The sequence below is a fragment of the uncultured Pseudomonas sp. genome, from assembly GCF_913774235.1.
Classification (GTDB): domain Bacteria; phylum Pseudomonadota; class Gammaproteobacteria; order Pseudomonadales; family Pseudomonadaceae; genus Chryseomonas.
Genome location: NZ_CAJYDW010000006.1, coordinates 401,007 through 415,875, shown reverse-complemented (window position 1 = coordinate 415,875; position 14,869 = coordinate 401,007). Strand labels below are relative to the sequence as shown.

The following is a 14,869-nucleotide window of genomic DNA, read 5'->3' as shown; positions in this document are numbered from 1 at the left end:
GCATTGGAACCACCTGATCCCTTCCCGAACTCAGAAGTGAAACGATGCATCGCCGATGGTAGTGTGGGGTTTCCCCATGTGAGAGTAGGTCATCGTCAAGCGCCTAACACCCAGCACCCCCGCTCAGTTCACTCTGGCGGGGGTGTTGTCTTTGGGGCGGGGAAAGTTTGGTCGGGCGCCAAAGCGCTCGAGGCGGATAGCCCGGTCAGGGGACGAAGGTAAGCCGCGTGTCCGGGGTTGCCCTCACCCTAGCCCTCTCCCGGAGGGAGAGGGGACCAAGAGCGGTGCACCTGCAGGCTTACTGGTGCCTGCTGGATAACGTGCTGCTGAGCGTAAGAGCAAAAGCAGCCCGGCTGCGCCGGGCTATCACCGCTCCTACGGTACAACGTCTGTAGGAGCGGCCCATGGCCGCGATAGGGCAGTGGTCGCTACCAATGACCCTGAATTAGTACGTCAACCATAGAAAAGCCCGGCATGTGCCGGGCTTTTTGCGTTCAGGGCTTGCGGGCGATGAGGGTGGCGCGCAAGGGGGCGGGGTGGCCTTCGATGGTACGGCTGGGATCCTCTGGATGGAGGAAGTCCGGCAGCGACTGGAAGCCCATCCACTCGGTGGAGCGTTGTTCGTCCACCGTGGTAGGGGTGAGGTCGACCAGGCGGCTGTCCTGGTAGCCGGCGCGGCGGAGCCAGAGTTGCAGGGCGTCGGTGGAAGGCAGGAACCAGACGTTGCGCATCTGGGCGTAGCGATCCTCGGGGACGAGGACGGTGGTGGCGTCACCCTCGACGACCAGGGTTTCCAGGACAAGCTCACCGCCGCTGTCGAGGCAGTTCTTCAGATCCAGCAGGTGGTCGATGGGCGAGCGGCGATGGTAGAGCACGCCCATGGAAAAGACGGTATCGAAGCCGCCGTCCAGTACGGGCAGCTCTTCCAGTGTGATTGGCAGGTGCCAGGTGGGCAGGTCAGGCAGATAGCGGCGCAGCGCTTGGAACTGGCAGTGGAATAGCCAATTGGGATCGACACCTAGGACCAGGCTGGCTCCGGCGCCAAGCATGCGCCACTGGTAGTAGCCGTTGCCGCAACCGACATCCAGAACGCGTTTGCCTTGCAGATCCAGATGGGGAGCGACGCGATCCCATTTCCAGTCGGAGCGCCATTCGGTATCCAGATGGAGATCGAACAGCTGGAAGGGACCTTTGCGCCACGGGCGCAGTTGCAGCAGCGCCTCGCGCAGGGCCTGGTGCTGCTCCGCTGAGGGCGCGCCGACCAGGCGTACGGCCTCACGCAGCTCGACAGCCGCTACAGCAATTTCGGGAAGAGTATCGACACCCGCTTGCCAGCGCTGCAGATCGCCGTGGCCACGAGCGTACTTGGCGGCCAGGACGGCTTCGAGGGCTTGGGACCAGTTGGCCAGCGGGGTATCCGCCAGCGCCCGTTGCAGGGCTGCGAGGTAGGAGGGGTGGGTCATGGCAGGGCGATCAGGGAGACGAAGTTCAGGCATTGGAACCAGGGTACGACGGTGGAAAAACCGGCGGCCTGCAGGCGTGCGCGGTGTTCGTCCAGGGTGTCGGTGAGCATGACGTTTTCCAGCGCGGTACGCTTTTGGGCGATTTCCAATTCGCTGTAGCCATTGGCGCGTTTGAAGTCCAGATGCAGGCCGTTGAGCAGCTGCTGGGTTTGGTTGTCCGGGAAGCGGATCTTCTCGGACAACAGCAGGGCACCACCGGGTAGCAGGCTTGCGCGCAGGCGGCCGAGCAGGGCTGGGCGCTGCTCGGGAGCGATGAACTGCAGGGTGAAGTTCAGGGCGATCACCGAGGCCGGCTTGAGGGTGACTTCGAGGATGTCGGCTTCCACGACTTCCACTGGCAGCAACTCCTCGTGCATGGAGTCCTGGGCACTGAGGTATTCGCGGCAGCGGGTGACCATGGCCGACGAGCTGTCGATGGCGACCACCCGGGCGCCTTCGGCGCGAACATGGCGGCGCAAGGCCTGAGTCACCGCGCCCAGGGAGCAGCCGAGATCATAGAGGCGGCTATTGGGCTGGGCGAAGCGCGCGGCGATGACGCCGAGGTTCTCGACGATGGTGGGATAGCCCGGCACGGATCTCTTGATCATGTCGGGAAAGACGCGCACCACGTCTTCGTTGAAGGTGAAGTCGGCAGGAGGCTGCGGCGACGCGAACAGGCGGTCGGCTTCGCTCATGGGCGGTACCTGGAAAATCGAAAGGGGGCATTGTACCCCCGGTGGGTGCTACAGGACGCGGCTTCAGCGGATTTCGATGCGGCAGTCGAAGCGGGCCTGGGGCGCTGCCTGGGTGTCCCAGGGTTGGCGGGCCTCGAGTTCGAGATGGGCCGTACCGGCGCCCTGGGCGCGGAAGCGCCAGAGGGATTGGCCGGCGCTGCCGATGCCGCCCTGGTCCTGGCGCTGCTCGCGGAAGACTTCCGGGCCGAGTTGCTTGAGGTTGTCGCTGCGCTGGAGGACGGTCCAGCGATAACCGCTGGTGGGATCGCTCGGCAGGGTCAGGGTCAGTTCCTGGCCGCTGTGCATCGCGAGAGGCGTGCAGTCGCTGTCATCGCCGAGGATGAGGTTGCCGCTCAGCTGGGTGCTGCTGCAACCGGCCAGCAGCAGGCTGCTCCAGAACAGAAGGCGCGGGGACATGGAAACCTCCGGGGTATGACGGCAAAACGCAGAGCATACCCCAAGAGGTCGGACGGTCAGACTAGAAGAGCACCTTGGCGACGTCGGCGAAGCGCTTGGCGAAGTGGACGGTCAGCCCCTCCTTGAGATAGGCGGGCAGCTCTTCGAAATCGCCGCGATTGGGCTCCGGCAGGATCAGTTCGCTGATCTTCTGGCGCCGCGCGGCGATGACCTTTTCCCGTACCCCGCCGATGGGCAATACCTGACCGGTCAGGGTCAATTCGCCGGTCATGGCGACGTTCTTCTTCGGCGCCTGGTTGCGCGCCAGCGACAGCAGGGCCGAGGCCATGGTGATGCCGGCGCTGGGGCCGTCCTTGGGCGTGGCACCTTCAGGGACATGCAGATGCACGAAGGCCTGGTCGAAGAAGTTGGGATCGCCCTTGAATTCCTTCAGGTGGGAGGTGACGTAGCTGTAGGCGATCTCGGCGGATTCCTTCATGACGTCGCCCAGCTTGCCGGTGAGCTTGAAGCCGCGGTTCAGGGTATGGATGCGCGTCGCCTCGATGGGCAGGGTGGCGCCGCCCATGCTGGTCCAGGCCAACCCGGTGATGACGCCGACGCCGGAGAGCAACTGCTCCTTGCGGAAGGTGGGCATGCCCAGGTAGTCCTCGAGATCCGAGGCGCCGATCTTGATCTTAAGCTCGGGATTCTCGATGAGCTTGACCACCGCCTTGCGCACGAGCTTGCCCAGCTGCTTCTCCAGCTGGCGCACGCCGGCTTCGCGGGCATAGCCTTCTACGAGGGCCTTGAGCGCGCTGTCGGTGAGGGTCAGGCGATCCTTGGGCACGCCGGCCTTGTCCAGTTGCTTGGGCCAGAGATGGCGCTTGGCGATGGCCTGCTTTTCTTCGGCGATGTAGCCGGAGAGGCGGATGATCTCCATGCGGTCGAGCAGCGGACCGGGGATGGAGTCCAGGGTGTTGGCGGTGCAGACGAAGAGCACCTTGGATAGGTCCAGGCGCAGGTCGAGGTAGTGGTCGAGGAAGTCGACGTTCTGTTCCGGGTCCAGGGTTTCCAGCAGCGCCGAGGCCGGATCGCCCTGGTAGCTCTGGCCCATCTTGTCGATCTCGTCGAGCATGATGACCGGGTTCATCACCTTGACGTCACGCAGGGCCTGGACGAGCTTGCCGGGCATGGCGCCGATGTAGGTGCGGCGATGGCCCTTGATCTCGGCTTCGTCTCTCATGCCGCCGACGCTGAAGCGATAGAAGGGGCGGCCGAGGGACTCGGCGATGGACTTGCCGATGCTGGTCTTGCCGACGCCGGGCGGGCCCACCAGCAGTACGATGGAGCCGGCCACTTCACCCTTGAAGGCACCCACGGCGAGAAATTCGAGGATGCGATTCTTGATGTCGTCGAGGCCGGCGTGGTGACGGTCGAGTACCTTGCGCGCATGCTTGAGATCGAGCTTGTCCTGGCCGTGGACGCCCCAGGGCAGGTCGGTAGCCCAGTCGAGGTAGTTGCGGGTGACGGCGTATTCCGGCGAGCCGGTTTCGAGCACGGATAGCTTGTTCAGTTCATCGTCGATACGCTTCTGCGCGGCCTCGGGCAGCACCTTGCCGTCCAGGCGCTGGCGGAAGCTTTCGAGGTCGCTGCTGCGGTCGTCCTTGGTGATGCCCAGTTCCTGTTGGATCAGCTTGAGCTGTTCCTTGAGGAAGAATTCGCGCTGGCGCTCGTTGATCTTGCGATTGACCTCGGCGGAGAGCTCCTTCTGCAGGCGCGCGACTTCCACTTCCTTGCGCAGTAGCGGCAGGACCTTCTCCATGCGCTGCAGCATGGGCACGGTATCGAGCACCTGCTGCAATTCGGCACCCGGGGCGGTGGTGAGGGCGGCGGCGAAGTCGGTCAGCGGCGAAGGATCGTTGGGGCTGAAGCGATTGAGGTAGTTCTTCAGCTCTTCGCTGTAGAGCGGATTGAGCGGCAGGAGCTCCTTGATGGCGTTGATCAGCGCCATGCCGTAGGCCTTCACCTCGTCACTGGGATCGGGGCTGGGACGCAGGTGTTCGACTTCCACCAGGTAGGGCGGGCGCTGGCGCCGGAGCCAGCCGCGGATGCGCACCCGGGACAGACCCTGGGCGACGAATTGCAACTTGCCGTCCTGGCGACTGGCGTGATGGATGCGTACCAGGGTGCCGTGCTGCGGCAACTGGTCGGGATCGAAGCCTTCGCTGCCCTCGGGCTGCTGCTCCATGTAGAACAGCGCGAGGCTGTGGTGGTCGGTCTTGGCCACCAGCTCCAGGGTTTCCGCCCAGGGCTCTTCATTGACGATGACGGGCAGCACCTGAGCCGGGAAGAAGGGGCGGTTGTGGATGGGGATGATGTAGAGCTTGTCGGGGAGATTCTGGCCGGGCAGGACCAGGCCGGTCTGGCCTTCTTCCTCGCTGAGAATGTCCGTTTGATTATCCTGATCGCTCATTGGCGTACCTTGGGCTTGGATGTGAGGCCAACATGGGGCGAGCGCGCGGCTTTTTCAACGCAGGCCAACGCCTGTCCTTCTTGACCGCCGGGGCGGACCCTAAGTGCGACCGTAGGGGCGATGAGTGGTCGAGAGCGCGATAAAGATTCCCCAGGTACGGCCGCTAATGCTGGAGTCACACCGGAAAGCCGGTGATGGCTTCGACGGGCAAGCACTGGAGCGCGGTAGGTGAACAAGCAGTGGGTGATGGCGGGGCTTCTGGCGTTGGGCCTGGGAACCGCGCAAGCCGCGGAGATCGCGGTCCAGGTACTCGACAAGCAGGGTGCGCCCCTGACCGACGCCGTGGTATTGCTGTCCGGCCAGGGCCTGGTGCCGGACGCGCGACCGGCGTCCATCGACCAGCAGAATCGGCGTTTCGTGCCCCATGTCCTGGCGGTGTCCACCGGGACGGCGGTGAGCTTTCCCAATTCCGATGACATCCGCCACCAGGTCTATTCCTTCTCCTCGGCCAAGCATTTCGAGTTGCCGCTTTACCATGGTATCCCCAGCACGCCGGTGGTATTCGACCAGCCGGGAGTGGTGGTGGTGGGCTGCAACATCCATGACTGGATGGTGGGCTATGTCTATGTGACCGCCGCCGGGCGCGCCGCGGTGACCGACGGTCAGGGCCGCGCCCGGTTGGAGGTGCCGGACGGTCATTATCAGCTGGCACTTTGGCATCCCGACCTGAGCGATAGACGCGAGGTCGCCCAGCCCGACCTGACGGTGGCGGGCAAGCCGGTGGCGCTGCAGCTGCACCTGGCGGTCCAGCCCAAGCCGCAGCCTGCGGAGCCGGCGACCACGGGCTTCGAGGAGGCCTTCCACAAGGCGGCGCACGATGAAGCTCATCCATAGTTTCCAGACCCGGATCGCCGGCAGTCTCTTCCTGCTGATGCTGGTGGTCATCGCCCTGGTCTATCTGACGGTCAAGGCCGCCACCGAGGCCAGTGCGGTGCGCCAGTCCTACGATCAACTCGATACCGGTGCCCGGGTGTTCCGCCAGGAGCTGGACAGCCGTTGTCGCCGCCTGAACGACGCCGTGCGGGTGCTCGCGGCCGATTTCGGCTTCCGCGATGCGGTGGCCAGTGGCGACGTGCCGACCCTGAGGTCGGTGCTGGCCAACCATGGCGCCCGGGTGGGGGCGGGCGATACCTACCTGCTGGACCTGGACGGCCGCCTGATCGCCAGCACCGTCGCCGGCCACAGCCAGGAGGAGCCCATGCCGACCACGGCCGCAGCCCCCAATGGCGCTGGCTGCGTGGTGGCGAGCGCGGGACTGCCGCTGTTGCGCGTGACGGTGCCGGTGCGGGCGCCGCTGCCCATCGCCCAGGTGGTGATGACCTTCGCCATGGATCAGGCCATGGCCGAGGAATTCCGCTCGCTGATCAATCTGGACGTGGTCTTTCTCGGTGAGGCATCGGCCATGGCCAGCACGTTGCCGGAGACGCGCCGGGAGTTGCTGGCGCGGGCCCTGGTCGGTGCACCGGCGACGGATGCCGTCTGGCAGGTGGCGCTCGACGGGCATCTCTATCAGGTCAAGCGCCTGACCCTGGGGACAGCGGAGGCGCCGGTCCAGGTCTATCTGCTGCGCTCGCTGGATATCGCGCTTGCCGAATTCGAACCCCTGCTCAGGCAGCTCGGCTTGATCGCCTGTGGCGCGCTGCTGGCGGCGTTGCTGGGCGCCCTGGCGCTGGCGCGCAACCTGGCCCAGCCGCTGCGCCAACTGTCCGAGGTGTCCTGGCGTATCGGCCAGGGTGACTACTCGGTGAAGATCGAGGTGCCACGGCGGGACGAGTTCGGACACCTGGCGCAGGTGCTCGAGGGGATGCGTCAGGGCATCGCCGAACGCGAGCTGCAATTGAGTCACAACGCCCTGCACGATGCCCTGACCGGCTTGCCCAATCGGGTGCTGGCGGAAGAGCGCCTGCGGGTGTTCATGGCGACTCAGCCCCAGGTATCGCTGCTTTATCTGGGCCTGGACGGCTTCCAGGCGATCAATGAGACCGCCGGGGTAGCGGGTGGCGACCATATCCTCAAGGTGGTGGCCGAGCGCGCCCAGGCCCTGTTGGCCGGGCGCGGCTGCGTCTCTCGTCCGGTGGGTGACGAATTCCTGGTGCAGGTCTGTCGCCTGGACGTGGCGGGTGCGGTCGGCCTCATCGCCCAGTGGCGGGCGCTGCTGGCCGAGCCCATCGAGCACGAGGGCCAGCTGTTTCGCCTGAAGTGCCGCGTGGGTGTCGCGAGCTATCCGCAGCACGGGGATGATCCGCACCTGCTGATCGAAAGAGCCCGGGGCGCGATGCTCGATGCCGGCGGCATGCCGGATCGGCTGCGGGTCTATGACCAGGAGCGCGATGCGGCCCAGCAGCGGCGCTTGCAGTTGGTTCAGGATCTGCCCCTGGCGGCCGAACGTGGCGAGTTGCTGCTGGTGTTCCAGCCCAAGGTGGCCCTGCACCGCCAGGGCGGCCACCAGGCGGAGGTGCTGCTGCGCTGGCGGCACGCCGAGCTGGGCATGGTCTCGCCCGCTGAATTCATTCCCCTGGCCGAGTGCAGTGGCAACATGGCTGGCCTGACCCGCTGGGTGATCCAGACGGCGATCCGTCAGCTGGCGTTGTGGCAGAGCCAGGGACGCCAGGTGAAGGTGTCGCTGAACGTCTCCGCCGTGGATCTCTCCGATCGGCACCTGCCGGAGCGCGTGATCGGCTGGCTCGACGAAGCGGGGGTGTCGGCCCGCCAGCTGACCTTCGAGATCACCGAGAGCGCCATCATGGCCGATCCCGAAGCGGCCATCGCCCTGCTCAAGCAGTTGTCGAGCCTCGGCATTCGCCTGTCGGTGGACGACTACGGCACCGGCCACGCATCCCTGGCGCATCTCAAGCGCCTGCCGGTAGACGAGTTGAAGATCGACCAGTCCTTCATCAGGGAACTGGAGGCCGGCAACGACGATGCCGTCATCGTGCGTTCGACCATCGAGATGGGGCACAACCTGGGCCTGGAAGTGGTCGCCGAAGGGGTCGAGGAGGCCCGGGCGCTGGCCTTGCTGAGAGGCTGGGGCTGCGATGTGATCCAGGGCTACTACATCAGTCGCCCGGTGCCGGCCGCCGAGTTCGAGGCCTGGATGGAGCGGCAGGATCTGCCCGTGACGGAGGCGCTGGCATGAAAAGGGTTTGGGCGCTCGCGCTAGGGCTGCTGGCTGCCGGCGTGCAGGCCGATGGCGGCAAGTTACTCGCCACCGGTGGGGCAAGCAGCCTGGAGGGTGCGGCTGGCGGCGGCATCACCCCCTGGGCGGTGATCGGCGGCTATGGCGAGAGCGGGCAGCTCGGGGCGACGGCCTTCGCCACTAGGGTCTGGACCGGCGATTATCGGCTCGACACGGCCGGTGCCGCGGTGGCCTACGATAATCGGGTGGAATTGTCCTATGCGCGTCAGCGGCTGGACATGCCGACGCTGCGGCGCCTGATGAACCTGGCAGAAGAAAGCCTCAGCCAGGACGTTGTCGGTGCCAAGGTCCGCCTGGCGGGTGACCTGATCTACGACCGCCTGCCGCAGGTGGCGCTGGGTGTGCAGTACAAGCATCAGCGCGATTTCGCCATTCCACAGGCGGTAGGCGCCCGGCGCGACAGCGATGTCGAGGGCTACCTCGGTGCCAGTCGCCTGATCCTCGGTGGCGCCTTCGGCTACAACCTGTTGCTCAACGCCGGCGTCAGGTACAGCCGGGCCAATGAAATGGGGCTGCTGGGCTTCGGCGGGGATCGCAACGATAGCCGTCAATGGCTCAAGGAGGGCTCGGCGGCGGTGTTCTTCAATCCACGCTGGGCCGTGGGGATGGAGTACCGGCAGAAGCCGCAGAACCTGAGCTTCACCCACGAAAGTGACTGGGTGGATGCCTTCGTCGGCTACTTCCCCAACAAACATCTCTCGCTGGTGGTGGCCTATGCCTGGCTGGGCGAGATCGCGACCCTGGACGACCAGCAGGGTCTCTACCTGTCGCTGCAGGGGAGCTACTGATGAAGCTCGGGCACTGGGTCCTGCTGGCCGCCCTGCTGGGCTCGTTCGGCTGCGCTACGCAGCCACCAACGGGCGATCGGCTGTACCAGGAGCTGGGTGGCCAACCGGGTATCACCCGGATCGTCGAGGGCATGCTGCTCAACGTGGCCCGCGATACGCGGATCCGCCATTACTTCGCCAATGTCGACATAGGTCGCCTGCGTGGGCTGCTGATTCAGAAGATTTGCGTAGACGCCGGTGGCCCCTGCGTTTACCAGGGTGCGAGCATGGCGGAGAGTCACCGGGGGTTGAATCTGCAGCCGGCCGATTTCAATGCGCTGGTGGAGGACCTGCAACGGGCCATGGAGCAGGAGGGCGTGCCGCAGCGCAGCCAGAATGCCCTGCTGGCCCGCCTGGCGCCCCAGCGGGGCGAGGTGATCCGGCAGTGAGACGCCGGCGGTCGCCTATGCCGAACCCAGGGCGCCATGGAGCATCCCTAGGCAAGACGCCTACAGCAGGGATATCCCATGAGCAAGACGACCTCCGCTGCCGATCTTGGCCTGACCCTCGCCGCGGATGACGAGCAGGGGCTGTTCGGCTGGTTCCTGGCCAGCTATCTATTCGGCAAGCGCATCTCCCAGACCATCGCCGCCCAGGCCTGGACGGTGATCTATCGCCGGCATGGGCGCGATACTCCGCGCAAGATCCTCAATCTCTCCTGGCAGCAACTGGTCGACCAACTGGGCGAGGGGCATTACCGGCGTTATGACGAAAGCACGGCGACACGCCTGCTGGAGGCCTGTCGCCAGTTGCAGGATGACTATCACGGCCGGTTCGCCGACCTACGCGCGGCGAGTGCCGACAGGGCGGATTTCGAACGACGGCTGCAGACGCTGAAAGGAGTGGGACCCAAGACCTGCGAGATCTTCATGCGGGAAGCCGGCGGCTTGCTGTTTCCCGACTGAGGCTCGACGCCGGAGCGTCTTCGGTACGAAGCGGACTTCCGTCCATCGCGTCTTCAACGGATGATGCGTCAAACGGTTTACCGAGGGTGCGAGGGTGTGGCGTAGGAAAGCGGTGGGCACGGCCAACTGTTCGGTATCGCGAGGGCTGGCCATCGTCGCGCTGAGTCTAATGGCGGGCCTGTGGCCGGCCGGTGCTGCCCTGGCGGCGCCGGCGGCCTACTGGCGCTGGCGCAGCGCCGCGGACGGCCAGGAATTCTGTACCCAGACCCCGCCAGGACCGGGCTGGACCCAGGTCGCCGGGCCGTTCCGCGATCTCCAATGTCGGGAGCCGGGCAGCGTGCCGCTGCGGCGCTGGGCGGCGCCGCCGCAACGTACGCCCTAGTTGGAGTTCTCGGCGGCCTTGAGCAGGGTGCCGCCGATCTCGGCTTCGTACTGTTTCCACACCGGCCGCATGGCATCGCGCCAGTGGGTCCGCTGGTCGGGCGTGAGGGTGAGGATCTCGCTGCCGCCGGTGGCGGCGATCCGGGCGCGGTCCCGCTGGTTCTCGGCTTCGGACTGTTTCTTCACCTCGAAGGTCACCTGATCGATGATCTCTTCCAGGGTGCTGCGCACCGAGAAGGGCAGGGTGCGCCAGCGATCGGCCTTGGCGATCAGCATGTAGTCCAAGGCGCCGTGGTTGGTCTCGGTGAAGTAGCGTTGCTGCTGGTCGAGGCGCTGGCTCCAGTAATTGGACCAGGTGTTCTCGGTGGCGTTGACGGTGCCGCTGGTGAGCGCCTGCAGCGTCTGATTGAAGGGCAGCTTGACCGCCGTGGCGCCCAGGGTCTCGAACTGGGTCTGCAGCACGTCCGAATTCTGGATGCGGAAGATCAGGCCCTTGGCGTCGCCGGGTTCGCGAATCGGCTTGCGCGCCGAGAGTTGCTTGAGCCCATTGGGCCAGTAGGCCAGGCCGATGATGCCCTTCGGCTCCAGGCTCTGCAGCAGCTGCTTGCCGCTGGGACGCGCCTGGAAGTGATCCAGGGCGGCGCGGCTCTCGAAGAGGAACGGCAGGTCGAACAGCTTCAGCTTGGGGCTTAGCGGCGTGAGCTTGGCGATCGCCGGGGCGAGGAGGTCCACCTTGCCGTCTTGCAGGGCCTGCAGCTCGCTGGCGTCGTCGAAGGCCGTGCCGTTGGGCAGCACCTCCACCCGTACCTGGCCGGCAAGGCGCTGCTCCACCAGTTGCTGCAGCAGCAAGGCGCCCCGGCCCTTGGGCGTATCGGGGGATACCACATGGGAAAATCTCAGGGTTATGACATCGGCCTGGACGGCCGCAAGGGGCAGGGTGGCGAGCAGCAAGGCGCAGAGGCCCGGGATCGGTGACTTCATGAAGGCTCCAGGATCTTATTGTTGATTCCTTATAGCCTTACTTTACCAGTGCGACGTCTGGTCGCAGTCCCTGCCGTAGGGCCTTTGCTGCCGTTTGGCGGACGACCGGGAGAACCGCAGCTATTTGGGCGTTTCTAAACCGGTACACCCAAGAGAAGGATGCGCCCATGAATACCGCTCAAACCGTTCGCCTGCCCGATGGCACAACCGTTCCGGCGCTGGGCCAGGGTACCTGGCGTATGGGCGAGAACGCCGCTCTGCATCGCCAGGAGGTCAGCGCCCTGCGCCAGGGGCTTGACCTGGGCCTGACCCTGATCGACACGGCGGAGATGTACGCCGATGGGCGCGCCGAGGAGCTGGTCGGCGAGGCCATCGCCGGACGTCGCGACGACGTCTTCCTGGTGAGCAAGTTCTATCCGCAAAACGCCACCGAGGTCGGCGTACCCCTGGCCTGCGAACGTAGCCTCAAGCGCCTGGGGACCGACGTCATCGACCTCTATCTGCTGCACTGGCGCGGCCAGGTGCCGTTGATCGAGACGGTCATGGCGCTGGAGAAGCTGCGCGACGAGGGCAAGATTCGCCATTGGGGCGTCTCCAACCTGGACACCGCCGATATGCTCGAACTGGCGGACGATCGCTGCAGCGCCAACCAGGTGCTCTATAACCTGGAGCAGCGCGGCATCGAGCACGATCTGCTGCCCTGGTGCCAGCGTCAGCAGATGCCGCTGATGGCCTACTGCCCGCTGGGGCAGGGCGGGGACCTGCTGCGCCATCCCACCCTGGCCACCCTGGCGGAACGGCACCAGGCCACGCCGGCGCAGATCGCCCTGGCCTGGGTGCTGCGTCAGCCTGGGGTGATCGCCATCCCCAAGGCGCGCGATGCCGGTCACTTGGAGGAAAATGCTCGCGCCCTGGATCTGCATCTGGGTGAGGACGACTTCGCGCTGCTCGACGGGGCCTTCCCGCCGCCGCAAGCCAAGTCCCCGCTGGCAATGGTCTAACCTTTGCCGCGAATCAGCCGGCGCAGGGGAAAGCGATTGGGATGGCAGGCTTCCGCCACCCGGCGCGGAACCGGCAGGGGCTCGTCCTCGAGCCAAGCTGCCAGCAATTCGGCGGCCAAGGGCGTAGTGACCAGGCCGCGCGAGCCGTGGGCCAGGTTCACATAGAGGCCTGGTCGCCAGGGCGCCGGTCGATCCGGTACCTGGCGGGCATCCCGTTCCAGCACCTGATAGCGCTCGGCGAAAAGGGCCTCGTCCACCATCGGGCCGACCAGAGGCAGATAGTCGGGTGACGTACAGCGAAACGCCACCCGACCCGTCAGGGTCTCGGCCCGCCGTTCCGCCGCCAGTTCCGGCGACAGTTCGGCGAGCAACTGCAGATTGCTGGCATGTTCGGCCTGACTGGGTTCGGTATCGTCGCGATCGAAGACGAAGCTGGCGCCCAGGCAGTGTTCGCCGTCGCGAGCCGGCGCGAGGTAGCCCTCGCCGCAGACCACGGTAGCCAGGTCCTGGCTTCGGGGCGTTGCGGGCAACGTCGACAGTTGCCCACGGATCGCCTTCAGCGGCAGCTCCGGCAGCAGCGACCGCGCCTGTGCGGCGTTGGCGACCACCACCACGCTGGCGGTGAGGTCAGCACCGCTGGTGATGACCCGCCAGCCCCCTTGCACTTGCTGCAGGTCGACGACGGCGGTGTCGGTGAGCAGCTCGATGTTCGGCTGGCTCAACCAGTGCGCGCATAGGGCCGGCGGATGGACCCAGCCACCTTCAGGGAAGAACAGCCCACCCGCCCTCAGGCCGATGCCGGCACGGGCGCTGGCGGCGTCGCGATCCAGGGGGTGCAGCAGGTCGGCTGGAAAGTGGGCTGCCAACTGTGCCTGGCGAGTCGCATCCTTGTCGCTCAGGGCCAGTTGCAGCACGCCGCAGGGTGACCAGGCAGCGCCCGCGGGTAATGCTTGCAACTCACGTAGGGTGAGGCCGAAGCCGTCGAGGATCAGTCGGCTCAGCGGCGTCTCGTGGGCCGACAGCTTGAGATAGAGCACACCCTGGGGATTACCCGAGGCCTCCTGGGCGGGAGCGGCATGCCGTTCGACGACCTGCACCTGCCAGCCGCGGCGGGCCAGGCTGGCAGCGGTGGCGCAACCGGCCAGCCCCGCGCCTATCACCACAGCCGTACGTGGGCCTTGCGGGCGAGGCGGGCGGGCGTACCACGGGAGCGTTGCGGCGGTGACTGGGCGCTCCAAGCCACCGGCCAGCATCTCCCGCTTGTGGCCGAAGCCGGGCACCTTGCGCATGGCGAAGCCGGCCTCGTTGAGACCACGGCGGACGAAACCCGCGCAGGTGAAGGTAGCCAGGGTGGCACCGGGGCGGGACAGCCGCGCCAGCTCGGCGAACAGCGTCGGCGTCCACATCTCGGGATTCTTGGCCGGCGCGAAGCCGTCGAGGAACCAGGCGTCGACCTGGGCATCCAGCTCCGGCAGGCGCTCCAGCACATCGCCGACCAGCAGGGTCAGGGTGACGCGTCCTTCTGCCAGGATCAACCGCTGGAAGCCGGGATGGATGGCCCGGTACTGGCGCTGCAGCGCTGCGCTATAGGACGCAAGCTCCGGCCAGAGGGTGAGCGCCTGGGCCAGATCGGCCGCGGTGAGGGGAAAGCGCTCCACGCTGACGAAGTGCAGGCGGGCACCCCGCGGCGCCGAGGCCTCGAACAGCTGCCAGGTGCAGAGAAAGTTGAGGCCGGTGCCGAAGCCCGTTTCGCCGACAGTGAAGACCTCTCCCGCAGCCAGGGCCGCGAAGCGCTCGGACAGCCGATTCTGCTGGAGGAAGACGTAGCGGGTCTCTTCCAGGCCGCTGGCGCGGGAAAAATAGACATCGCCATAGGTGCGGGAAAGAGGTTGCCCGGAGGTGTCCCAGTCGAGCTGGGCGTGTTGGAAGTCGGTCATGGACGGCGCGGCCTGGAGGTCAGGGCGCGCAGTCTAAAGGATAGGACGCAGGCGGTCAGACGTTGCTGACGGATTGGCGCAACAGGCCTTCCGCGGTCTGCAGGCGCTCCAGATAACGGTCGATCTGGTTCAGCGCCTCTTCACGACTGAAGAAGGGCCCTTCCAGGGTGCCCTCGCGGGTGGTGAAGAAGAACTGGCCGTTGACCACGCTGACGCGTTCGCTACGGAAATGGGTGCTGGCGCCGGGATCGTCATTGCGTTTGCCGAACATGAAAATTTCCTCCTCGTCTTGCCAAGAGACCATGCCGGGCGCCCTGGGTTGCCCAGGCGGAGTGATTTATCGTTTCCTTTTCTAGCACCCTAGCCGCCGTTGCGCTGGAGCGAGAATAGTCCGATCGAGTTGTGACCGGCTTCTCAACTTTCGCCTGGTCGATTCGGTGGGATGGCCCTGCCGGCCGCGCCTTTCGCGTTATAAC

Annotated in this window: 14 protein-coding genes and 1 rRNA gene; 8 read left to right on the top strand and 7 right to left on the bottom strand. The window is 65.9% G+C overall.

Going from position 1 to position 14,869, the window contains the following annotated elements:
- A 5S ribosomal RNA gene (gene rrf, locus QZ471_RS07110) occupies nt 1-101 on the top strand; the annotation flags it as partial.
- Between the two features lie 393 nt (nt 102-494).
- On the opposite strand, the gene cmoB is transcribed toward rrf, so the two are convergent.
- The 4 genes from cmoB to lon all read right to left on the bottom strand — a co-directional run bounded on the left by cmoB (nt 495) and on the right by lon (nt 5,105).
- Nucleotides 495-1,463: a tRNA 5-methoxyuridine(34)/uridine 5-oxyacetic acid(34) synthase CmoB gene (cmoB, locus tag QZ471_RS07105; protein WP_295462171.1), complete on the bottom strand. Its 969-nt coding sequence runs from the start codon at nt 1,461-1,463 to the stop codon at nt 495-497.
- Nucleotides 1,460-2,197, bottom strand: coding sequence for a carboxy-S-adenosyl-L-methionine synthase CmoA (gene cmoA, locus QZ471_RS07100; RefSeq protein WP_295462169.1), 738 nt, complete (start codon nt 2,195-2,197; stop codon nt 1,460-1,462). Before cmoA ends, cmoB begins: the two co-directional genes overlap by 4 nt.
- A 63-nt stretch (nt 2,198-2,260) precedes the next feature.
- On the bottom strand, nt 2,261-2,653 hold the full coding sequence (locus QZ471_RS07095) for a protease inhibitor I42 family protein (RefSeq protein ID WP_295462167.1): 393 nt from the start codon (nt 2,651-2,653) through the stop codon (nt 2,261-2,263).
- Nucleotides 2,654-2,714: 61 nt separating this feature from the next.
- Nucleotides 2,715-5,105 (bottom strand): endopeptidase La, encoded by a 2,391-nt coding sequence (gene lon / locus QZ471_RS07090; RefSeq protein WP_295462165.1) that lies wholly within the window; start codon nt 5,103-5,105, stop codon nt 2,715-2,717.
- 228 nt (nt 5,106-5,333) lie between these two features.
- Between lon and QZ471_RS07085 the strand changes: the two genes are divergently transcribed.
- The 6 genes from QZ471_RS07085 to QZ471_RS07060 all read left to right on the top strand — a co-directional run bounded on the left by QZ471_RS07085 (nt 5,334) and on the right by QZ471_RS07060 (nt 10,475).
- The gene (locus QZ471_RS07085; RefSeq protein WP_295462163.1) at nt 5,334-5,999 is read left to right on the top strand and encodes a methylamine utilization protein; all 666 of its coding nucleotides are present in this window, start codon (nt 5,334-5,336) and stop codon (nt 5,997-5,999) included.
- Complete coding sequence (locus QZ471_RS07080; RefSeq protein WP_295462161.1) at nt 5,983-8,301, top strand: EAL domain-containing protein; 2,319 nt, start codon at nt 5,983-5,985, stop codon at nt 8,299-8,301. The genes QZ471_RS07085 and QZ471_RS07080 overlap by 17 nt, the downstream gene beginning before the upstream one ends.
- On the top strand, nt 8,298-9,149 hold the full coding sequence (locus QZ471_RS07075; protein ID WP_295462159.1) for a DUF3034 family protein: 852 nt from the start codon (nt 8,298-8,300) through the stop codon (nt 9,147-9,149). The genes QZ471_RS07080 and QZ471_RS07075 overlap by 4 nt, the downstream gene beginning before the upstream one ends.
- On the top strand, nt 9,149-9,577 hold the full coding sequence (locus QZ471_RS07070) for a group 1 truncated hemoglobin (RefSeq protein WP_295462157.1): 429 nt from the start codon (nt 9,149-9,151) through the stop codon (nt 9,575-9,577). Before QZ471_RS07075 ends, QZ471_RS07070 begins: the two co-directional genes overlap by 1 nt.
- A 78-nt stretch (nt 9,578-9,655) precedes the next feature.
- Nucleotides 9,656-10,093, top strand: coding sequence for a DNA methylase (locus QZ471_RS07065; RefSeq protein WP_295462155.1), 438 nt, complete (start codon nt 9,656-9,658; stop codon nt 10,091-10,093).
- Nucleotides 10,094-10,187: 94 nt separating this feature from the next.
- Complete coding sequence (locus tag QZ471_RS07060; RefSeq protein ID WP_295462153.1) at nt 10,188-10,475, top strand: hypothetical protein; 288 nt, start codon at nt 10,188-10,190, stop codon at nt 10,473-10,475.
- On the opposite strand, the gene QZ471_RS07055 is transcribed toward QZ471_RS07060, so the two are convergent.
- Nucleotides 10,472-11,455 carry a DctP family TRAP transporter solute-binding subunit gene (locus tag QZ471_RS07055; protein WP_295462151.1) on the bottom strand — a complete coding sequence of 328 codons (984 nt, stop codon included), beginning with the start codon at nt 11,453-11,455 and terminating at the stop codon, nt 10,472-10,474. The two genes, QZ471_RS07060 and QZ471_RS07055, sit on opposite strands and share 4 nt — an antisense overlap.
- 167 nt (nt 11,456-11,622) lie before the next feature.
- Between QZ471_RS07055 and QZ471_RS07050 the strand changes: the two genes are divergently transcribed.
- Complete coding sequence (locus QZ471_RS07050) at nt 11,623-12,456, top strand: aldo/keto reductase (protein WP_295462149.1); 834 nt, start codon at nt 11,623-11,625, stop codon at nt 12,454-12,456.
- Here the strand turns inward: QZ471_RS07050 and mnmC are convergent.
- The gene (gene mnmC, locus QZ471_RS07045; RefSeq protein WP_295462147.1) at nt 12,453-14,393 is read right to left on the bottom strand and encodes a bifunctional tRNA (5-methylaminomethyl-2-thiouridine)(34)-methyltransferase MnmD/FAD-dependent 5-carboxymethylaminomethyl-2-thiouridine(34) oxidoreductase MnmC; all 1,941 of its coding nucleotides are present in this window, start codon (nt 14,391-14,393) and stop codon (nt 12,453-12,455) included. The genes QZ471_RS07050 and mnmC overlap by 4 nt on opposite strands.
- A gap of 55 nt (nt 14,394-14,448) precedes the next feature.
- Nucleotides 14,449-14,664, bottom strand: a complete 216-nt coding sequence (locus QZ471_RS07040) for a DUF6316 family protein (RefSeq protein WP_295462145.1) — start codon at nt 14,662-14,664, stop codon at nt 14,449-14,451.
- Nucleotides 14,665-14,869 lie beyond the last annotated feature (205 nt).